The 19,007-nt window shown below is 72.3% G+C and carries 22 protein-coding genes and 3 tRNA genes; 15 read left to right on the top strand and 10 right to left on the bottom strand.

The genetic code is table 11. From position 1 onward, the window contains the following. Window positions 1-4: 4 nt before the first annotated feature. A complete protein-coding gene (locus tag ACN28G_RS27350; RefSeq protein ID WP_091433102.1) occupies window positions 5-967 on the bottom strand; it encodes a phytoene/squalene synthase family protein in 963 nt (320 codons plus the stop codon). Window positions 968-1,034: 67 nt separating this feature from the next. Here ACN28G_RS27350 and ACN28G_RS27345 point away from each other — a divergent pair, with 67 nt between their 5' ends. The 9 genes from ACN28G_RS27345 to ACN28G_RS27305 all read left to right on the top strand — a co-directional run bounded on the left by ACN28G_RS27345 (window position 1,035) and on the right by ACN28G_RS27305 (window position 7,401). Continuing rightward, the gene (locus tag ACN28G_RS27345) at window positions 1,035-2,189 is read left to right on the top strand and encodes a polyprenyl synthetase family protein (protein WP_421480652.1); all 1,155 of its coding nucleotides are present in this window, start codon (window positions 1,035-1,037) and stop codon (window positions 2,187-2,189) included. Window positions 2,190-2,217: 28 nt separating this feature from the next. Beyond that, window positions 2,218-3,699, top strand: a complete 1,482-nt coding sequence (crtI, locus tag ACN28G_RS27340; protein ID WP_421480651.1) for a phytoene desaturase family protein — start codon at window positions 2,218-2,220, stop codon at window positions 3,697-3,699. After that, a complete protein-coding gene (gene idi / locus ACN28G_RS27335) occupies window positions 3,696-4,250 on the top strand; it encodes an isopentenyl-diphosphate Delta-isomerase (RefSeq protein WP_421480650.1) in 555 nt (184 codons plus the stop codon). Before crtI ends, idi begins: the two co-directional genes overlap by 4 nt. Further along, window positions 4,240-5,178: a MerR family transcriptional regulator gene (locus ACN28G_RS27330; protein ID WP_421480649.1), complete on the top strand. Its 939-nt coding sequence runs from the start codon at window positions 4,240-4,242 to the stop codon at window positions 5,176-5,178. Before idi ends, ACN28G_RS27330 begins: the two co-directional genes overlap by 11 nt. A 123-nt stretch (window positions 5,179-5,301) precedes the next feature. Beyond that, the gene (locus ACN28G_RS27325) at window positions 5,302-6,120 is read left to right on the top strand and encodes a polysaccharide deacetylase family protein (protein ID WP_091433087.1); all 819 of its coding nucleotides are present in this window, start codon (window positions 5,302-5,304) and stop codon (window positions 6,118-6,120) included. Between the two features lie 143 nt (window positions 6,121-6,263). Next, a tRNA-Glu gene (locus ACN28G_RS27320) sits at window positions 6,264-6,336 on the top strand. A 31-nt stretch (window positions 6,337-6,367) separates the two neighbouring features. Continuing rightward, window positions 6,368-6,441, top strand: a tRNA-Asp gene (locus ACN28G_RS27315). An 82-nt stretch (window positions 6,442-6,523) separates the two neighbouring features. Further along, window positions 6,524-6,597 (top strand) — tRNA-Phe (locus ACN28G_RS27310). Window positions 6,598-6,906: 309 nt separating this feature from the next. Further along, on the top strand, window positions 6,907-7,401 hold the full coding sequence (locus ACN28G_RS27305) for an SRPBCC family protein (RefSeq protein WP_091433083.1): 495 nt from the start codon (window positions 6,907-6,909) through the stop codon (window positions 7,399-7,401). 26 nt (window positions 7,402-7,427) lie between these two features. On the opposite strand, the gene ACN28G_RS27300 is transcribed toward ACN28G_RS27305, so the two are convergent. Continuing rightward, a complete protein-coding gene (locus ACN28G_RS27300) occupies window positions 7,428-8,135 on the bottom strand; it encodes a DUF2786 domain-containing protein (protein ID WP_091433080.1) in 708 nt (235 codons plus the stop codon). Between the two features lie 74 nt (window positions 8,136-8,209). Between ACN28G_RS27300 and ACN28G_RS27295 the strand changes: the two genes are divergently transcribed. Beyond that, window positions 8,210-8,671, top strand: coding sequence for a hypothetical protein (locus ACN28G_RS27295; protein ID WP_091433078.1), 462 nt, complete (start codon window positions 8,210-8,212; stop codon window positions 8,669-8,671). On the opposite strand, the gene ACN28G_RS27290 is transcribed toward ACN28G_RS27295, so the two are convergent. Then, window positions 8,665-9,054, bottom strand: coding sequence for a hypothetical protein (locus ACN28G_RS27290; protein ID WP_091433075.1), 390 nt, complete (start codon window positions 9,052-9,054; stop codon window positions 8,665-8,667). The genes ACN28G_RS27295 and ACN28G_RS27290 overlap by 7 nt on opposite strands. A gap of 166 nt (window positions 9,055-9,220) precedes the next feature. Between ACN28G_RS27290 and ACN28G_RS27285 the strand changes: the two genes are divergently transcribed. Then, complete coding sequence (locus ACN28G_RS27285; protein WP_421480648.1) at window positions 9,221-10,567, top strand: ABC transporter substrate-binding protein; 1,347 nt, start codon at window positions 9,221-9,223, stop codon at window positions 10,565-10,567. A gap of 53 nt (window positions 10,568-10,620) precedes the next feature. Here ACN28G_RS27285 and ACN28G_RS27280 read toward each other — a convergent pair whose 3' ends face one another. Then, complete coding sequence (locus ACN28G_RS27280) at window positions 10,621-11,379, bottom strand: enoyl-CoA hydratase/isomerase family protein (RefSeq protein ID WP_091433069.1); 759 nt, start codon at window positions 11,377-11,379, stop codon at window positions 10,621-10,623. Beyond that, a complete protein-coding gene (locus tag ACN28G_RS27275) occupies window positions 11,376-12,308 on the bottom strand; it encodes a 3-hydroxyacyl-CoA dehydrogenase family protein (RefSeq protein WP_091433067.1) in 933 nt (310 codons plus the stop codon). Before ACN28G_RS27275 ends, ACN28G_RS27280 begins: the two co-directional genes overlap by 4 nt. Before the next feature lie 200 nt (window positions 12,309-12,508). Here ACN28G_RS27275 and ACN28G_RS27270 point away from each other — a divergent pair, with 200 nt between their 5' ends. Then, the gene (locus ACN28G_RS27270) at window positions 12,509-12,832 is read left to right on the top strand and encodes a hypothetical protein (protein WP_308472687.1); all 324 of its coding nucleotides are present in this window, start codon (window positions 12,509-12,511) and stop codon (window positions 12,830-12,832) included. Between the two features lie 242 nt (window positions 12,833-13,074). On the opposite strand, the gene ACN28G_RS27265 is transcribed toward ACN28G_RS27270, so the two are convergent. Then, entirely contained in the window at window positions 13,075-13,854 is a 780-nt protein-coding gene (locus ACN28G_RS27265; protein ID WP_421480986.1) for a class I SAM-dependent methyltransferase, read from the bottom strand. 69 nt (window positions 13,855-13,923) lie between these two features. Here ACN28G_RS27265 and ACN28G_RS27260 point away from each other — a divergent pair, with 69 nt between their 5' ends. Next, window positions 13,924-14,304, top strand: coding sequence for a PPOX class F420-dependent oxidoreductase (locus ACN28G_RS27260; protein ID WP_091433064.1), 381 nt, complete (start codon window positions 13,924-13,926; stop codon window positions 14,302-14,304). 130 nt (window positions 14,305-14,434) lie between these two features. Here ACN28G_RS27260 and ACN28G_RS27255 read toward each other — a convergent pair whose 3' ends face one another. Together ACN28G_RS27255 and ACN28G_RS27250 are read right to left on the bottom strand one after the other, a co-directional pair. Then, entirely contained in the window at window positions 14,435-14,644 is a 210-nt protein-coding gene (locus ACN28G_RS27255) for a BldC family transcriptional regulator (RefSeq protein ID WP_007073996.1), read from the bottom strand. A gap of 251 nt (window positions 14,645-14,895) precedes the next feature. Beyond that, entirely contained in the window at window positions 14,896-15,735 is an 840-nt protein-coding gene (locus ACN28G_RS27250) for a hypothetical protein (protein ID WP_421480647.1), read from the bottom strand. A gap of 174 nt (window positions 15,736-15,909) precedes the next feature. Here ACN28G_RS27250 and ACN28G_RS27245 point away from each other — a divergent pair, with 174 nt between their 5' ends. Both ACN28G_RS27245 and ACN28G_RS27240 read left to right on the top strand, forming a co-directional pair. Continuing rightward, on the top strand, window positions 15,910-16,992 hold the full coding sequence (locus ACN28G_RS27245; RefSeq protein ID WP_091433058.1) for a Glu/Leu/Phe/Val family dehydrogenase: 1,083 nt from the start codon (window positions 15,910-15,912) through the stop codon (window positions 16,990-16,992). 299 nt (window positions 16,993-17,291) lie between these two features. Then, window positions 17,292-17,507 carry a DUF3073 domain-containing protein gene (locus tag ACN28G_RS27240; RefSeq protein ID WP_091433054.1) on the top strand — a complete coding sequence of 72 codons (216 nt, stop codon included), beginning with the start codon at window positions 17,292-17,294 and terminating at the stop codon, window positions 17,505-17,507. 120 nt (window positions 17,508-17,627) lie between these two features. On the opposite strand, the gene amcA is transcribed toward ACN28G_RS27240, so the two are convergent. Beyond that, complete coding sequence (gene amcA, locus ACN28G_RS27235; protein ID WP_091433049.1) at window positions 17,628-17,864, bottom strand: multiple cyclophane-containing RiPP AmcA; 237 nt, start codon at window positions 17,862-17,864, stop codon at window positions 17,628-17,630. Next, window positions 17,776-18,936, bottom strand: coding sequence for a cyclophane-forming radical SAM peptide maturase AmcB (gene amcB, locus ACN28G_RS27230; protein WP_305778285.1), 1,161 nt, complete (start codon window positions 18,934-18,936; stop codon window positions 17,776-17,778). Before amcB ends, amcA begins: the two co-directional genes overlap by 89 nt. Window positions 18,937-19,007 lie beyond the last annotated feature (71 nt).

The following is a 19,007-nucleotide window of genomic DNA, read 5'->3' as shown; positions in this document are numbered from 1 at the left end:
GAGGTCAGCCGCCCACCGGTCGGGGTGCCGGCACGGCGTCCGCCTCGGCCAGCGGCCCGGCCAGGTCGGGGCCGGGGACCACCACGGGGGTGCCGGTGGGGGTGAGCAGGGAACGGGCGGCCACCGACATCCGGCGACGCTGCGGCACGGTGGCCCGCCGGACGAAGACGTCGTGGTCCTGGCCGGCCACCTCGTCGAGGATGCCGCCGTAGAGGGCGTAGGCGGTGCGCATGCAGGCCTGTGAGGCGGGGTCGAGCAGGGTGATCCCGTCGGCGGCGGCCACGTAGTGCGCCTGGGCCCGGCGTACCTCGTACCGGATCAGTTCGCGGATCGCCTCGGTGCCGGCACCCCGGTCGCGGGCGGCGAGCAGGTCGTCGCGGGTGACGCCGAAGGCGGCCAGGTCCTCGTCGGGCAGGTAGGTGCGCCCCCGGTCCAGGTCCTCGCCGACGTCCCGGATGAAGTTGGTGAGCTGGAAGGCGAAGCCGAGCTGGCGGGCCGGCTCGCGGGCCGCCGCCGGATCGGAGCTGCCCAGGATCGGCAGCATCATGGTGCCGATCACCGCCGCCGAGCCCTCCATGTAGTCGAGCAGGGCGTCGTAGGTGCGGTACGAGGTGACGGTCAGGTCCATCGCCATGCTCTTGAGAAACGACGCAAAGTCGTCCCGGTCCAGGTCGAAGACGGCGATGGTGTGCAGCACGGCGGGCAGCAGCGGGTCGTCGACCGGCTCGCCGTGCAGTCCGGCGAGGAACCGGCCGGCCCAGTCGTCGAGGCGGGCGGCCCGCTCGGCCGGGGGCAGGTCCTCGGTGCGGTCGACGATCTCGTCGGCGTACCTGGTGAAGCCGTACAGGGCGTGCACATGCCGCCGTTTCCATGCGGGCAGCAGGCGGGTGGCGAGATAGTAGGTGCGGCCATGCCGTCTGTGCAGCTCACGACAGCGGTCATAGGCAGCGGTGAGGTCGATGTCCACCGTGGCCCTCCCTCGAATTCGACGCACCAATCGACGCAACTCGTAACCCTAGGGTACGCTCGTCCACATGGCCAACGACGCAGTAGCGGAAAATGACCTCCGCCTGACGGCGGACCGGCCGACCGAGGGCGACGATCCGGTGGGCGCGGTGCTCGCCGCGTACACGCGGGACCTGGTCGAGGCGGTGGACCACACCCTGGCCGCCTTCCTCTCCGACGAGGTCGAATCGCTGCGGGCTATCGACGCAGCCATGGGCGGCTTCGCGGCGACCGCGCGGGAGTGCGTGCTCTCCGGCGGCAAGCGGGTCCGTCCGACCTTCGCCTACTGGGGCTGGCGCGGCGTGGCCGGCGGGGACACTCCGCTGCCGGCGGTGCTGCCCGCGCTGGCCGCCCTGGAGCTGCTGCACACCTTCGCCCTGGTCCACGACGACGTGATGGACGCCTCGGCGACCCGCCGGGGGCGGCCGACCGCCCACCGGGCGCTGGCCGCGCAGCACGTCGCCGCCGGTCGGCGCGGCGACCCCGACCGGTTCGGCGACTCGGTCGCGGTGCTCGTCGGTGACCTCTGCCTGGTCTGGGCCGACCGGTTGCTCGCGCGGGCCGCCGTCGGCGCGGACCGGCTGCTCGACGTGCGACGCTGCTACGACCAGATGCGGGTCGAGACGATCGCGGGGCAGTACCTCGACGTGCTCGGTGAGAGCGACGCGGCGAACTGGTCGGTGGACCGGGCGCTGCGGGTGGCCCGGTACAAGACCGCCAGCTACACCGTGCAACGGCCGATGCTCTTCGGGGCCTGCCTGGCCGGTGTCGGCCCGGACGAGCCGCTGGGTGTCGCGTACACCCGCTACGGCCTGGCCGTGGGCGAGGCGTTCCAGCTCCGCGACGACCTGCTCGGCGTCTACGGTGACCCGGCGCGGACCGGCAAGCCGGCCGGTGACGACCTGCGCACCGGTAAGCCCACCGCGCTGCTGATGTTGGCCCGCCAGGCCGCCGATCCGGCGCAGCGGCAGGCCCTGGACCGCGCCGGTGGTGCCACCGACGAGCGGGAGATCGCCGACCTCGCCGAGGTGGTGGCCACCACCGGGGCGGTGGACCGGATCGAGCAGATGATCGCCGACCGGGTGTCCGAGGCGCTGGCCGCGCTGGACCTCGCACCGATCGACGAGACGGCGCGTACCGCGCTTGTCGGTCTGGCCACGGCCGCCACCCGGCGGCAGGCATGATGAGCAGTCTTTCCAGGAGGTGGGCGGCGTGCGGACGGTGAACGGACGGACGGACCGGGTGGTGGTCGTCGGCGCCGGTCTGGGTGGGTTGGCCTGTGCGCTGCACCTGGCCGGCAGTGGCCGGCAGGTGACCGTGGTCGAGCGGGAACCGGTGCCGGGCGGGCGGGCCGGGCGGCTCAGCGTCGACGGGTACGAGTTCGACACCGGTCCGACCGTGCTCACCATGCCGGACCTGATAGCCGAGGCCCTCGACGCGGTGGGTGAGCAGCTCTCCGACTGGGTCGAGCTGATGCCGCTGGACCCGGCGTACCGGGCGTACTACCCGGACGGCTCCACGCTGGACGTGATCACCGACACCACCCGGATGGCCGCCGAGATCTCCCGGGTGTGTGGTCCCCGGGAGGCCGACGGCTACCTGCGGTTCGTCGACTACGCCCGGCGGCTGTGGCAGTTGGAGCGGGCCGACTTCATCGAGCGCAACCTGGACGCCCCGACCGACCTGCTCACCGGCAACCTGCTGAAGCTGCTCGCCTCGGGCGCGTTCCGCCGACTCCAGACCAAGATCAACCAGTTCTTCCGGGACCCCCGTACCCAGCGGATCTTCTCCTTCCAGGCGATGTACGCCGGACTGGCACCACACGACGCGCTGGCCATCTACACGGTCATCGCGTACCTGGACTCGGTGGCCGGGGTCTACTTCCCGCGCGGCGGCATCCACGCGGTCTCCCGGGGCATGGCCGGCGCCGCCGAGAAGCACGGCGTCCAGTTCCGGTACGACACCACGGTGACCCGGGTGGAGACCGCCCACGGCCGGGCCACCGGCGTGACCACCGCCGACGGCGAGTTCATCCCGGCCGACGTGGTGGTGCTCAACCCCGACCTGCCGGTGGCCTACCGCGACCTGCTACCGCCGACCCGCACCCGCCGGCTCACCTACTCGCCCTCCTGCGTGGTGCTGCACGTCGGCTCCCGACAGGGCTACCGGAAGATCGCCCACCACAACATCCACTTCGGTCGGCCCTGGAAGGGCACCTTCGACGAGGTGATCCGGCGCGGTGAGCTGATGAGCGACCCGTCCCTGCTGGTCACCAACCCGAGCCGGACCGACCCGTCGGTCGCACCGGCCGGCGGGCACACCTACTACGTGCTCGCCCCGGTGCCGAACCTGGAGAAGGCCCCCTTCGACTGGCCCGGCGACCTCACCCGCCGCTACTCCGACCAGCTGATCGGCACCCTGGAACAGCGCGGGTACGTCGGCTTCGGTGACGGCGTCGAGGTGCTCCGGGCGATCACCCCGGCCCAGTGGGCGGAGCAGGGCATGGCCGCCGGCACCCCGTTCGCCGCCGCGCACAGCCTCTTCCAGACCGGGCCGTTCCGCCCGTCCAACCTGCACCGCACACTGTCCAACGTGGTCTTCGTAGGATCGGGTACCCAGCCCGGTGTCGGTGTGCCGATGGTGCTCATCTCCGGCAAACTGGCTGCCGCCCGCGTCACCGGAGGTGCCTCATGACGTCCCGGGAGGGACACCTGGTCGAGCTGGTCGACGACGCCGGCCAGGCGATCGGCGAGGAGACCGTGTCGACCGCCCACGAGCCGCCGGGCCGGCTGCACCGGGCCTTCTCGGTGCTGCTGACCGATCCGGCCGGACAGGTGCTGCTGCAACGCCGCGCCGAGGTCAAGACCCGTTTTCCGTTGCGCTGGGCGAACTCCTGCTGCGGCCACCCACTGCCGGGTGAGTCACTTGTCGAGGCCGCCAACCGCCGGCTCGGCGAGGAGCTGGGCGTCGAGCCGGTCGAGCTGACCGAGATCGGCGTGTACGTCTACTACGCCGAGGACCCGCTCACCGGCCGGGTCGAGTTCGAGTACGACCACGTGCTGCGGGGCAGCCTGCCGGCGGAGGTGACGCCCCGACCGGACCCGGCCGAGGTGGCCGAGCTGCGTTGGGCGGACCCGGCAACCGTCGCGGCCGACCTGGACGTCGACCCCCGGTCGTACGCGCCCTGGCTGGGCGGCGTGCTCGACCGGCTGCTCCGGCCCACGGAGCCGTCGGGTGGCCGATGAGGCGCTGAGCGCGGGCGCGGTGGCCCGTCGGCTGGGGGTCGCGGTCACCACGTTGCGCACCTGGCACCAGCGGTACGGGCTCGGGCCCAGCCACCACGTGCCGGGGCACCACCGCCGGTACACCCCGGACGACCTGGCCCGTCTGGAGATCATGCGCCGGCTGACCAACGAGGGGGTCAGTCCGGCCGAGGCGGCCCGCTGGGCCCGGCAGGCACCCGAGCCGGGCCAGCACGTCAACGGTGGCCAGCCGCGCCTGCGCCGCGACGGTGGTGGCACCGCGATCCCGGTCGGCCGGGCCGGGCCGGCCGCCCGTGGCCTGGCCCGCGCCGCCATGCGGCTGGACCCGGTGGCGATCAGTCTGGCGATCACCCAGTCGCTGGCCGCCAACGGGGTGATCGCCACCTGGGAGGGGCTGCTGCGACCGGTACTGGCCGGCATCGGTGAGCGGCACGCCGCCACCGCCGGGTTGATCGACGTGGAACACCTGGTCTCCCGCTGCGTCTCGGAGTCCTTCGCCACGGTCGTCCGGGCCGGCACGGTCACCGGGCCGGCCCGGATCCTGCTCTCCTGCGCCGACGAGGAACAGCACACCCTGCCGCTGGAGGCGCTGGCCGCCGCGCTCAGCGAGGCCGGGGTGGCGTACCGGATGCTCGGTGCCCGGGTGCCCCCGGCGGCGCTGGTGGAGGCGGTCAACCGCACCGGCCCGGCCGGCGTGGTGGTCTGGTCGCACACCCGGGCCACCGCCGACCCGCGCCAGCTCACCGCCCTGCTCGCGGTGCCCCGCCGACCGTTGCTGGTGCTGGCCGCCGGGCCGGGTTGGCGGGCCGACACGCTGCCCGCCGGGGTGGTCCGCCCGATCGACCTGGCCGAGGCGGTCTCGCTCGCCAGCGCCGTACGGGACTCCCTGGAACAGTCGACGGCGGACTGACCAGCGGTGCGGGCAGCGCCCGGAACGGTCACCGCCAGGGCCTACCGACCGGCGGTGCCGGAGGTTGGCGGCCTCGACTAGCGTCTGAGCGTCCGCCACCCCCGCCATCCCCGGGAGCGAACGTTGAACGCCCGCATCCCTCTCGCCGTCGGCCTCGGCCTGCTGCTGCTCGTCACCGGCTGCGGCGAGCCCGACAGCAGAACCGAACCCGGTGCCGCGCCCGCCTGGTCGTCCGCACCGTCGCCCACTCCCGAAGCCACCACCGGGCCCGTCCCCACACCCGCCGCCACCCCGAGCCCGACCCGCACCTCACCGCCACCGCCACCACCGGTACGGCCCCGTCCCACCGCGCTCCCCGCCGGCCTGCGCAAGACCACCGGGGTACGCGGTGTCGCGCTGACCTTCGACGACGGGCCGGACCCGGTCTACACCCCCCGGATCCTGGACCAGCTGCGCGAGGCCAAGGTGAAGGCCACCTTCTGCGTGGTCGGCACCCGGGCCCGCCGCCACCCGGAGCTGGTGGCCCGGATCGCCCGCGAGGGCCACCAGCTCTGCAACCACAGTTGGCAGCACGACATGGACCTGGGACGCCGCCCGCTGGCCGCCATCCGGGCCGACCTGAAGCGGACGAACAAGGCGATCAGGGCGGCCGTGCCGGACGCGAAGATCCCGTTCTACCGCCAGCCGGGCGGCCGGTGGACCGCCGAGGTGGTGGCGGTCGCCAAGCAGCTCGACATGCGGTCGCTGCACTGGACCGTCGACCCGCAGGACTGGGCCAAGCCCACCGCCGCCACCCTCACCAAGCGGGTCCACAAGGCGGTTCGCCCCGGCGCGGTCGTCCTGCTGCACGACGGAGGCGGGGACCGCACCGCCACCGTCACCGCCTGCCCCCGGCTGATCACCGAGATCAAAGACCGGTACGGCATCACGAAGGCGCGCTGACCTGGCACTTCCCGGGACACAGCGCCCAGCGCCCTACCGGTTTGGTCGAGCGGCCGAGCATCACGTATGCTTTCGAAGCCTCCGGCGGGGCCGGATGGGAGCAAGTCCGCTTGAAGTTGCGAGTGTGCAATGATGGCGGGGCCGCCCTCATCGTCTAGCGGCCCAGGACGCCGCCCTTTCAAGGCGGTAGCACGGGTTCGAATCCCGTTGGGGGCACGATCCGGCTCCGGCCGGAGGCAACACATGAGGTCCTGTGGAGCAGTTGGAGTGCTCGCCGCCCTGTCAAGGCGGAGGTCGCGGGTTCAAGTCCCGTCAGGACCGCAGCGCCGACGCCGCGCTCTTCGCGCGGCGTTCTGCGTATCGGCCCAGGTGCCCCACTACGGGTACGATGAGCCGAAGATACGGCCAGGTAGCTCAGTTGGTACGAGCGTCCGACTGAAAATCGGAAGGTCGGCGGTTCGACCCCGCCCCTGGCCACATAGCCTTTCGCCGGGCTACAGGAATCCTCACCTGCGGAAACGCCGGTGAGGATTTTCCTTTTCCCGGACACACGCAGCGCCGGTGCGGTCGGCCCCGGCTTCTCGAACCCGCCCGGACATGAGCCGTTGGGCAACCCGGACGCAGATCGGCCTCAGAGTGGCTGGCGCGACCTTGGGCCTCCTCAAGGGCTGAGGTAGCCGGCGATTCTCGGCCCGCCCCGGCCAGCACCACCTCACTGGACCAATGCGCCGACGACACACTTCGGCGGGCTGCGGGGGGTGTTACCAGGGGGTATGGTCCGGGCCTATGGGACAGGGGAGCACAAACGTCCGGCAGGAGAGCGCGCGGTTCTCGCTACGCAGCAGTCTCGTGGTCCCGGTCCCCCCGGAGGAGGCATTCGCGGGCTTCACCGGCGGCCTGGCCGGCTGGTGGGTCCGGGAGTACACCTGGTCCGGCCCGGTGGCCCTGGTCGAGCTGGGCGTCGAGCCCCGGGCCGGCGGCATGCTCTACGAGATCGGCCCGCACGGTTTCCGGGCCGACTGGGGACGAGTTCTCACCTGGGATCCACCACACCGGCTGGTCTTCACCTGGCAGATCGGGCCGGACCGGGCACCGCTGCCCGATCCGGCCACGGCCAGCGAGGTGGAGGTGTGGTTCCAGCCGGACGGCCCGGGGCAGACCCGGGTGACGGTGGAGCACCGGCACTTCGACAGGCACGGCGCGGCGGCCGAGGGCTACCGGGAGGCCCTCACCGCCGGCTGGCACGAGCTGCTCACCCGTTACCGCGCCTCGCTCGCCTGACCCCGCCCCGCGCCCACCAGGGCGGCTCAGGCGGGCAGAGCGGGGTTCGGTGGCGACGGGGTGGGGATGGCGGTGCCGCCCAGGTCGGCCCGGTGACCGGCCTCGACTCCGGAGCCGAACCCCCGGCCGACCAGCCGTCGGGGTGGCGCGGTCCGGAGCCGGGGATAGACCTCGGCGACCCGCCGCTGCACCCGGTCCGACCGGTCGGCAAGCACCAGGGCGTACGAGGGGCCGTCGATGCGGGTGGCCGCCCCCGCTTCGGCCTGGCGTAGCCGCTCACCGATCACCTGGGCGAAGCCGGCCAGCCAGGACCGGCGGAACGCGGCCGGCTGTTCGCCTGCCGGCACGATCGCCCCGGCCAGGCCGTGTGCGGCCTGCACCAGCAGCGAGGTGAAGAGCAGATCGACCCGCGCCAGGTCGCTGGCGAAGCCGAACAGGTGCAGCTGGTACCCGGCGCCGTCCCGGCGACGTACGCAGCGGCAGCGCAGCGGATCGGCGACCGCGGCCAACAGGCCGGCCTTGTCCCGGGCGTACGGGGCCGGGACGTCCACCACCCGGTCACCGACCGGGTCGACGCCCGGGTCACGGGCAGCGAGCAGGGCCTGATCGACGCCGTACCGGGCGATCAGTTCGGTGGCCTTGGCGGTGAACGCGGCGGACTCGGCGGCGGTGCAGGCCGGGTCCTCGGCCTTGGCCAACAGCTTGCGGATCTTGCTGAGCATGGCCTCCGGCATGTGAACAGAGCTACCACACCGGCCGGGGACGGCTGGGGGCGACAGGGCATCCATCGACGCGTACCATCATCGCGATGCATCATCCGTCCATTGCGGACGGTCGGATCGAGCAGTTGGAGGTGGGTATGTCAGTCAAGATCGCCCGGGTGCTGGCCACGACGGTCGCGGTGTCGGTGGCCGCCCTCGGCACCCCGGCCGAAGCCGCGCCGCAGAACCAGTTCGGCACCACGGCCAGCTGCTACGGCGGCTCAGTCCGGTCGTACTTCGAACGCGCCGGCTCGGGAGGCGACGCCGGGCCGTACCGGACCAGCACCCGTTGCCGGGACATCAACGTCCGCAACGCCAGCCCGTTCGCGGTCGACGCCTGCGTGATCTTCATCGACCAGACCGGCAAGTGCAACTACTGGACCTACCTGCCCGCCAAGTCCGGCTGGGTGGTGGTGGCCACCAACGTGCGCGACGGGGTCAACTTCAAGGTCCGTTTCGTGACCCAACGCTACGAGTACGAGCCGCTGACCGCCCACCACGCCTACTGAGCGCGGCTGCGCAGCGTGGCCACCGTCGACCCGGCCAGGGTGGCCAGGCAGTCCGGCAGCTGACCGTCGGCCACCGCCGCGCCGAACAGGGCCTCGCCGGCGTCCTGGTCGTGGTTGGCGTACGCACTGACGAACCGGGCGACCCAGCGGGTGTCGTACCCGGCCTGGTCGATGCCGGGGAAGTCGAGCGCGGCACCCGAGCCGCGCGGGCCGTCCCCGACCATCGTGGCGGCCAGGCACCAGGCCACCTCGTAGGCACCGGCCAGCCCGGATCGGTCGACGACCGTGTCGAACGCCTGCGCCACCCCGACCCCGTCGCCGTCCAGCGCCGAGTCGAGAATGGCGGTGGCATCGTCGACCAGCTGCTGTGATAGGTCCGTCACTCGCCGCACAGTAGGAGGATAGGTCAAGTCGCTCACGCTGCACAGTGACCCGGTGACGTTCGGTGCCCGGCGGTGCGTGGCGGTCAATTGATCCGGCTCCTGACACCCACCTGCTCCGACAGCACGCTAAGGTGCGCAGCGGACCTTTCCCGCAGGAAGGACGACCATGCTCGGTACCCGAGTCCCGCGCGCCGCCGCACTGGCGGTGACCGCGGCGCTCCTGCTCGCCACCAGCGCGTGCGGGACGGACGAGCCCGAAGAGGCGGACACCCGACCGGTGCGCCTCTACGGGAGCGACGGCAACATGCAGAACTCCTTCGCCGCGGAGTTGAAGGACCGGGCCGACCTGGTCGACGGCATGAAGGGCACGACCCCGCTGACCCGGCTGCCGGAGAGCTTCACCAACCGGCTCCGCGCGGTCGACCCGAAGCTCACCGACTTCCTGTACGCCGCGGAGTCGTACGACGCCGTGGTGATCAGCGCGTTGGCCGCCCAGCTCGCCGGCAGCACCGAACCGGCCGCGATCGCCAAGCAGATCGTCGGCGTCACCAACGGCGGGCAACGCTGCGAGGACGTCGCGAAGTGCCTGGAGTTGGCCCGCGACGGTCAGGACATCGAGTACCGGGGCGTGTCGCTGAACCGGGCCGGTTTCACCGACACCGGTGAGCCGGCCACCGCCAGCTACGCCACGCTGCACTTCGACGACCAGAAGATCGACGACGGCAAGACCGAGTTCGTCGGTGCCGGTGACGAGTCGAACGCGAGCACCAAGGCACCGCCGCGGGCGCGCAAGCAGACTCCGGCGGTGCTCCGGGACTCCGGTGCCCCGCTGGTCCTGGGCGGCCTGCTGCCGCGTACCGGTGACCTGGCTCTGGCGTACCCGCCGCTGGCCGCGGGTTCCGCGCTGGCGCTCAGGGAGATCAACCAGGCCGGCGGGGTGCTCGGCGAGCCGATAATGTGGATCGACGGCGACGACGGCACCAACCCGACCGTGGCCAAGGCCACCGTGGCGTCGCACGTCGCCGAGGGGGTGCACGTCATCATCGGCGCCGGCGCCTCGGGGATCTCCCGGGAGGTGCTGCCGGACGTGGTCGCCGCCGGCCGGATCCTCTTCTCCCCCTCCAACACCGACGCCAGCCTGAGCAAGGTGGACGATCAGGGGCTCTACTTCCGTACCGCCCCACCGGACAGCCTCCAGGGTCGGGCGCTGGCCGACGTGATCCTGCGCGACGGCCCGCGCCGGATCGTGCTGCTGGCCCGCAAGGACTCCTACGGCGAGGGCCTGCAGGGGTACGTCCAGGCCGAGCTGGAGCGGGCCGGCATCGGTGACGACCGGGTCAAGCTGATCACCTATCAGCCGCCGGACAGCCCCGAGGCCCCGCCTGTCGACTTCGGCTCCGCCGCCCAGGAGATCAGGGACTACCAGGCGGAGGCCGTGCTGATCATCGGCTTCGGTGAGTCGGCCCCGCTGATCCGGGCCCTCGACGACGCCGGGGTGCGGCTGCACCGCTGACCCGCCGCGCCGCACCCCACCGGGTGCGGCGCGCCGTCGCTGAACCGCCGGGGTCAGTCCGCCGGGCGGCGGGTGCGGCCCCGCTCCAGGAACTCGGTCATCCGGCGGTGCTTCTCCTCGTCGGAGAAAAGGACCGCCTGACTGACCAGGTCCAGGTGCGGATGGGCGGCCGGTGGGGCGTCCACCGCCAGCTTGGTCAGCCGCAGCGCCAGGGGCGATCCCTTGGCTATCTCGTCGAGCAGCCCGTGGGCGACGTCCAGCAGCTCGCCGGGCTCGACCACCACCCGGTTGACCAGGCCGATCCGCAGCGCCTCGGCGGCGTCCACCCGCCGGCCGGTGAAGAGCAGTTCCTTGGCCCGGGCCTCGCCGATCAACGCCGGCAACCGGTGGGTCGCGCCGGCACCGGCCAGGATCCCCAGTCGGACCTCCGGCTGACCGAAGACCGCCCGGTCCGTGCACACTCGAAGATCACACGAGTACGCCAGTTCGGCGCCGCCGCCCAGCGCCGGCCCGTCCACGGCCGCCACGGTCGGCATGGGCAGGGCCCGGACCCGGGCGAAGGCCGCGGAGTTGATCGCCGCGAGCGCGTCCAGCCGACCCCGGTCCCGCAGCTGGCCGATGTCCGCCCCGCCGGCGAAGATGCCCTCGGTACCCCCGGTGAGCAGCAGCAGCCGCGGGCGGGCCTCCAACTCGGCGCAGACCTCGTGCAGCGCGGCGATCAGGTCGGCGTCGATGGCGTTGCGCTTCTCCGGCCGGTCCAGCGTCACCACCAACCGGTCCGGGTGTTCGGTGACCCGCAGTCCACCGCTCATCGGGTCGGCTCCCCGTCCGGGGAGTCCACCTTCGACCCGTCGACCCAGCGGTAGAAGCCGTGCCCCGACTTCTTGCCCAGCCGGCCCGCGGCCACCAACTCCTCCAGCAGCGGCGGCGGGGCGAACCGGTCGCCGTACGCGGCCTGGAGCGTGTGGGCGATGTCCAGCCGGACGTCCAGTCCGACCAGGTCGGTGAGCTCCAGCGGACCGACGGGATGCCGGTAGCCCAGCACCATCGCCTTGTCGATGTCGGCCGCGCTGGCCACCCCGTCGGCGAGCATACGGATCGCCTCCAGGCCGAGCGTCACGCCCAGCCGTGAGGTGGCGAAGCCGGGCAGGTCGCGTACCACGACGGGGTCCTTGCCGAGCCGACGGGCGAGCGCGACACCCGCCGCGGTGGTCTGCTCGGCGGTGGCCGGGCCGACCACGACCTCCAGCAGCGCCATCGCCCAGACCGGGTTGAAGAAGTGCAGCCCGAGGAAGCGCTCCGGGCGGTCCAGCCCGGCCGCCAGCTCGGCGATCGGGATGCTGGAGGTGTTGCTGCCCAGCAGCGCCGGGCGCAGCGTGGCGGCCTGGCGCAGTACGGCCCGTTTGAGCTCCAACCGCTCCGGTACGGCCTCGACGACCACGGCCGGTTCCGCGGCTACCTCGGCCAACCCGCCGACCAGGGTGAGCCGTCGCCGGTTCGCGGCGGCCTCCTCGGCGGTCAGCCGGCCGCGCCCCACCGCCCGGTCCCAGAGGTCGGCCAGTCGCTTTCCGGCCGCCTGGGCCCGGTCGGGGTCCACCTCGACCAGTTCGACCAGGTAGCCGGCCCCAGCCGCCACGTACGCGATGCCGAGGCCCATCGTGCCGGCCCCGACCACGACACAACGATCGCCGGTGCCACCACGGGGGTCACCCGGGTCCGGCCGCTCGCTCCACTCGCTCATGCCGCGACCCTATGCAGCGCCGACCGGCCCGGCATGCCCGGGGCCGACGGGCAGGGCTGACGGGTACGGCCGACGGACACAGCCGGTGAACCCAGCGGACCTGCCGACGGTCCCGGTCGGGCATGATGACGGGCCCGGCAGGCGTGGGGACGGACCGGATCGGGTACAGACGGCGGTCAACCAAGGGAAGGAACAAGTCGATGAGCCAGGCACCGGAGATTCTGCCGAGCACGCCGGACACGGAGGCCGCGGTGGCCACGGGGAGCACCGAGACCGTGGAGACCCGTGGCGACGAGCGCATCGAGCTGCTGCGCGCGGACACCAACAACGACGGGCAGACCGACGTCTGGGTGGTGGACACCGACGGTGACGGCAAGGCCGACCTGTTCCAGTTCGACACCGACGGTGACGGCAAGGTCGACGTGACCATGGTGGACCTCGACGAGGACGGCACCCCGGACGAGGTGGTCGACGGCGACGGCGGTCTCCCGCCGGAGCAGCTTCCGCCCACCGTCGAGCTCTGAGGCACCACCGTCGAGTGCTGAGCACCGCTGTGGAGCGCTGAGCACCGCCGTCAGGACGACCCCGCCGGGCTCCGGCACCCCCGGGAACCTCCCGGGCACCCGGGCCCGGTGGGCGACCGCTGAGGCCGGTCGTTGCGGCATTCACGGCCGTCCCCCGGCCATCCCGGCCATCGCGGTCCTCGTGGCCGGCATCCGATCGGGTCGCCCGGCGGGCTGGGGGTCAGCGGTCGGGTCGGCGGTGCTCAGCCACTCAGTCGGAGGGTGGCCAGGTAGTAGGGGGCGTCCCGGTCGTCGACGTCCACCAGCTGCCAGGGTGAGCCGTGCACCAGCTCGGCCAGCTCCTCGGTCGAGCAGCACAGGTAGTCGAACCAGTCGGTGGCCAGCTCGCGGTAGCGCAGCCGGAGCCGGAGCTGCCCGCCGAGCCGGCCCCGGCGCCGGTTGCGCTCGTGGTAGCCGGTGTGCACCGGGTCCCGGGTCCCGTACGGGTCGGTGCCGTGCGCGATGACCTGCGCGCCGGGCCGGGCCAGCGCGGCGAGCGCGGCCAGGAAGGCGGGGGCCCGGTCCCGCCCCTCGATCAGCCCCAGGTTGTTGCCGAGCAGCAGGAACGTGTCGTACCGCCGACCGTCGGCGACGTGCTCGTCCACCGTCGCGTGGACCAGGTCGCGCACCCCGCGCCGGCGGCTGACCCGCAGCGCGCCCAACGAGGTGTCCAGCCCGGTCACCGGCACGCCCCGCTCCTGCAGCAGCAGGGCGATCCGGCCGGCGCCGGTGCCGATGTCCAGGGTCGCACCGACTACCCGGTCCACCGCCCGGTGGTCGTACGGCTGCCAGTCCGCCGGCTCGTCCAGGTAGTGCGCGGCGGGTGCGCCGTTGATCAGCCCGTCGTCCCGTTCGATGATCTCGATGACCGGGCGGGGCAGTCGACCACCCACCAACGGCCGGGGCCCGATCCCGGTGGCCACCGCGAGGGCGTCCCGCAGCAGTTCGCCGTACGCGTCGCCGGCCCGTGGCTGTTCGGTCACCGGAATCACGCGGTCCACCTTCCTGTTAACCGGGCTTCGGAGCGCCCGACGGGGCCGTACCCTGGCGGCATGACCGACCTGGACCGCCTGGCGGCGGAGAAGTACGTGCTGCTGACCACGTTTCGCAAGGACGGCCGGGCGGTGCCGACGCCGGTCTGGGCGGTCCAGGACGGCGACACGTTGGCGGTCTGGACGGTGGCCGACTCGGGCAAGGTGAAGCGGATCCGGCGCAGCGGCGCGGTCACCGTCGCGCCCTGCGACGTCCGGGGCCGCCCGCACGGGCCCGAGACGCCCGGTCGGGCCAGCCTCTGCGACCCCGCCGACACCCGACGGGTACGGCAACTGCTCAAGCGGAAGTACCAGCTGCTCGGCCGGCTCACCCTGCTCGGCAGCCGGCTACGGCGGGGGGAGAACGGCACGGTGGGCATCCGGATCACGCTCGCCGAGTGACGATAGTCACGGCCCGGCCCGAGGCGAGAGCGGCCCGAACTGGTCCGGGCCAGTCCGGGCCGGACACGGATCAGGGGCGGCGGATCGTCATCCGCTGCCCCTGAGCAGAACTCTCGTGGAACTACCCCGTTCAGTCGCCCTGCCGCTGCTGGGGGATCTGCCCCTGCAACAGGGCTCGAACCTCCGACTCACGGTAGCGGCGGTGGCCTCCGAGTGTCCGGATGGCACTGAGCTTGCCTGCCTTGGCCCACCGGGTCACCGTCTTCGGGTCGACACGGAACATCGACGCCACCTCGGCCGGTGTGAGCAGCGGCTCTGGTTCATGCGTTCGCGATGCCATCGGTCACTCCTCCACGTGTATAGACATCGGCCGGGGTCCCGCCGGTCGACGCGTCTCCCATGGTCCGGCTAGTCCCCGATGTCCGACATGGGCCGAACGGCCGAAGGTCCCTAGACGGACGGATGAACCATGCCCGATTTATACGACTTTTACACGGCAGAAAGTATCTTATTCGGACTCATAATCACGGTTCGTGATGCGTCAGCTACGAGCTTCCCCCATCTTGGGAGCGCTCCCGACGCCGTTTTGCGCTAATTGCACCTTTCCAGCAGCTGCACCGCCCGCCACCGGGCAACCAACTGGTCGTACGCCGCCGACGCCTCCTCGGCCTCGCCGTTGGAGAGCCCGGTGAGGCCCGCCGCGACCAGTTCGGCGGAGTCGTCGGTGGTCAGCGTCTCGTCCGAGAGCAGGTCCACCAGGCCGCCGTAGTCCAGCTCGACCACCGAACGCGGGTGGAACTCCTCCAACCATCGGGCGGCCTCCTCGACCGCCTCGGTGATCGGCACGTCCCCCACCGTCTTGCGCAGCACCGCCAGCGCCCGGGACGCCCGGCGGCGGGACTTGGCGATGTCGGTCCGGTACCGCAGGGCCCGCCGGTCCGGCGCCGTCACCTGCCTGCGCTCCGCCGCGTCGAAGAGGACGAACCACCGCAGTGGCACCCCCCAGGTGGCGATCTGCTCGTGCACCCGGGGCACCCCGTGCTCCAGCACCCGGGCGCCGCTGCGCCAGTCCTCGACCACCGCCTTGGCCTGACCGGCCAGCACCGGCGGCACGAAGGCGTCGGCGAGCACCGGGGGCACGCCGTCCCGGGCGCTCAGGGCCGCCTCAGCGACCCGGATCCGCAGGTTCCAGGGACAGACCAACAGCGTCTCGTCGGTCTCCAGCACGTACGCCTCGTCCGGCAGGTCGGGCAGCCGGGTCCAGCCCGCGCCGAGCGCCTCGATCACCGCCGTCCGCTGCCGGACCGGTCCGTCCAGCGGGGCGACCGCCCGCCCCTCGGAGACGTAACGCCGCCAGAACGACTGACGGTCCCGGTCGAAGGCGGTCAGCGGCTCGTACACCCGCAGGTACGAAGCGAAGAGCGACGGCACGGCGCGATCCTCCCACGAAACGGTTCTGGCCGACGTCAGCGCCCGGACCACCGGTGACACGGACGGCACGACGTCGTCGGCCGATATTAGGCTCGTCAGCACCGGCAGCACCCCCGCCGGTGTCCACCAGGTCCGCGTCCCACGAGGACGCAACAGTGACACCAGGAGCAAGCCATGGGCGTATTCGCGAGCACCGACGACCCCGGATCCACCGGTCACGAGCAGGTCGTGTTCTGCCAGGACACGCAGAGCGGACTGCGGGCGATCATCGGGATCTACTCCACCGCGCTGGGTCCCGCGCTGGGCGGCACCCGCTTCTACCCGTACGCCAGCGAGCAGGCCGCGCTGGCCGACGTGCTCGACCTCTCGCGCGGCATGGCGTACAAGAACGCTCTTGCCGGCCTGGACCTGGGCGGCGGCAAAGCGGTTATCTGGGGTGATCCGGATCGGGTCAAGAGCGAGGCGCTGCTGCGCGCCTACGGTCGGTTCGTCGAGTCGTTGGCCGGGCGCTACTACACCGCCTGCGACGTCGGCACGTACGTCGCCGACATGGACGTGGTCGCCCGGGAGACCCGGTACGTCACCGGCCGCAGCGTGGAGCACGGCGGCGCCGGCGACTCCTCGGTCCTCACCGCCTGGGGGGTGTTCCAGGGCATGCGGGCCGCCGCCGAGCACGTCTGGGGCGATCCGACGCTGCGCGGGCGGCGGGTCGGGGTGGCCGGGCTGGGCAAGGTCGGCCGGCACCTCACCGGCCACCTGCTCGACGACGGGGCCGAGGTGGTGGCCACCGACGTCAGCCCGCGTGCCCTCGACTGGGCGCGTCGCACCCATCCGCAGGTGACGCTGGTCGACGACGCCGCCGCGCTGGTCGCCGCCGACATCGACGTGTACGCCCCCTGCGCGCTGGGCGGCGCCCTGGACGACGACACCGTCCCGGCGCTGCGGGCGAAGGTGATCGCCGGTGCGGCGAACAACCAGCTCGCCCACCCGGGGATCGAGAAGCTCCTCGCCGAGCGGGGCATCCTCTACGCGCCCGACTACGTGGTCAACGCCGGCGGGGTGATCCAGGTGGCGGACGAGATCGAGGGCTTCAACTTCGACCGGGCCAAGCTCCGTGCCACCCGCATCTACGACACCACCCGGGAGATCCTGCGGCTCGCCGACGCCGAGGGTGTGCCGCCGGCGGTGGCGGCCGACCGGCTCGCCGAGCGCCGGATGGCCGAGGTGGGGCGACTGCGCAGCATCCACCTGCGCTGAGACAGGGGTCGGCCCTCGGGAGAACCGTGGCTGCTCCCCGGGCGAACCGCGCCGTGGCGTTTCGTGCCTGTACGACCCTTATCGTGCTGATCGCCCGGTGTCACGGCCAGGCCAGGAGAGGGCTCCTTACCGGGTACAGTTGGTGACGGCCGGGCGACTACGACGCGCTGATCCGGCCGCCGGTGACCCGAGGTGCCGAACACTGGCATCCCCATGTACCGTAAGAGCCACGAGAGATGCCTAACGTCATCGGGGCCCGCCTTCGGGCTGCCCCGAATTCTGTGCGAGGGGGTCGAGCCATGGGGCGCGGCCGTGCTAAGGCCAAGCAGACGAAGGTGGCCCGGGAGTTGAAGTACCACTCCCCGAACACCGACCTCACCGCCTTGCAGCGCGAACTGGCGGGTGCTGGTAAGTCGGATCACACCTTCGACGACGACTACAAAGAGTATGTCGACGACGATGACGAAGACCACACGGGCGAGGACCCCGATCCTTGGGCCCGTTCGCCCCGCTGACCTCCGGTCGCATCTGAGCACGCGGTGAGCCCCGCGTGCTCACGCATGTGCCGGTGAGACACCCGACGCCGATGCGGGGGCCTGCTCGACCAGCAGGCCCCGGCACCGGGGCGGCACCGCTCAGCGAGGGCGGTTGTTCCAGTTGTAGAACGTCGGGATGTTCTCGAAGTGGTTCCAGGCACAGACCGCGCTGGCACCGTCGTCACCCGCCACCTCCGCTCGGCGTCGACGCGCGGCCTCGGCCTCGTGCAGCAGTGCGGTGAGGCCGTCAGCGGCGTCCCTGACCCGCTCGGCGATCGGACCCGTCAGCTCGACTCCGGTGCGTTCCGGCTGCCGGTCCCTGGTGGTCTCGGGCATGCTCCAACACTCCATCCAGTAGGCGGATCTTGCTGTTGCGGCAGTGTTCGGTCTCCGTACCGTCGAACCGCCCGTGCTCGAAGTAGCGGTTGGCCGCGTGGCCACCACCGCAGAACCCGAAGTAGGCGCAGGACGAACGGCAGGCCTCGACCCCGGTGAGGAACTCACCCACCCAGGACGTCCGCTCGGCCGCCGCCAGGATCTCCACCAACGGGGTACGCAACACGTTGCCGCTGCTGAAGTCGCCGTACCTCGCGTCGGTGAACCCGGCCAGCTCCGGCGAGAGCACCGTCACCGAGCCGTCGTAGCCGACCGTGGGGATCGGGTCGAGCCGGCGGGGCAGCACCGCGTCGGCCTCGCCGTCCAGCGTCGCCGCGACGTACCGCAGCGACCACTCGACCTCCCGCAGGTGGATCCGGGGGTCACGCCGCCAGGCCGCGACCAGCTCGGCCCAGAACGACGTCACCGTCGCCGGATCGTGGGCGTTGGTCCGGGTGTTGACCCCCTCCGTCTCCTCGATGTTGATGCCGAGCACGTCACAGCCGAGGGAGAGGAAGTACTCGTACAGCTCGGTGGCGAGGCCGGGCGCGGGGCGGCTGACCACCGCCAGGGCCGAGAACGGCAGCCCGTGCCGGCGCAGTGCCGCCACCCCCCGCAGGATCCGGTCGTACGCGGGCCGCCCGCCCCTGGTCGTCCGCTCCCCGTTGTGCTCCCGGGGCCCGTCCACGCTCACGCTCACCCGGATCTGCCGCTCGGCGAAGAACTCGCACCAGGCGTCGTCGATCAGCGTGGCGTTGGTCTGCACGTGGTGCTCGACGGCCGCGCCGAAGGGTGCGATCAGCGCGGCGAGCTGCTCCCGGCCGGCGGCCAGCGGCTCGCCACCGTGCCACACCACGGAGAAGCGCCCGTCCGCCGCCCACGGGTTGACCGACCCGGCCACCGCCTCGGCCACCGACACCGGCATCCGCCGCTCCGCCGCCCGCAACGGAAGGTAGCAGTAGGCGCAGTCGAGGTTGCAGAGCGTGGTGGGCTGCATCACGACGTAGGACGGCACCGTGGCCAGCCCACGCATGCCGCCGAACGAGCGTCCCCGAGCAGCCATCGTCACCTCCGGAGCACCTGAGGGTGCCCTTCAGGCTAGGC

It is taken from the genome of Micromonospora sp. WMMA1923 (genome assembly GCF_049179195.1).
Classification (GTDB): domain Bacteria; phylum Actinomycetota; class Actinomycetes; order Mycobacteriales; family Micromonosporaceae; genus Micromonospora; species Micromonospora yangpuensis.
This window is presented reverse-complemented; position numbering and strand designations above follow the sequence as displayed.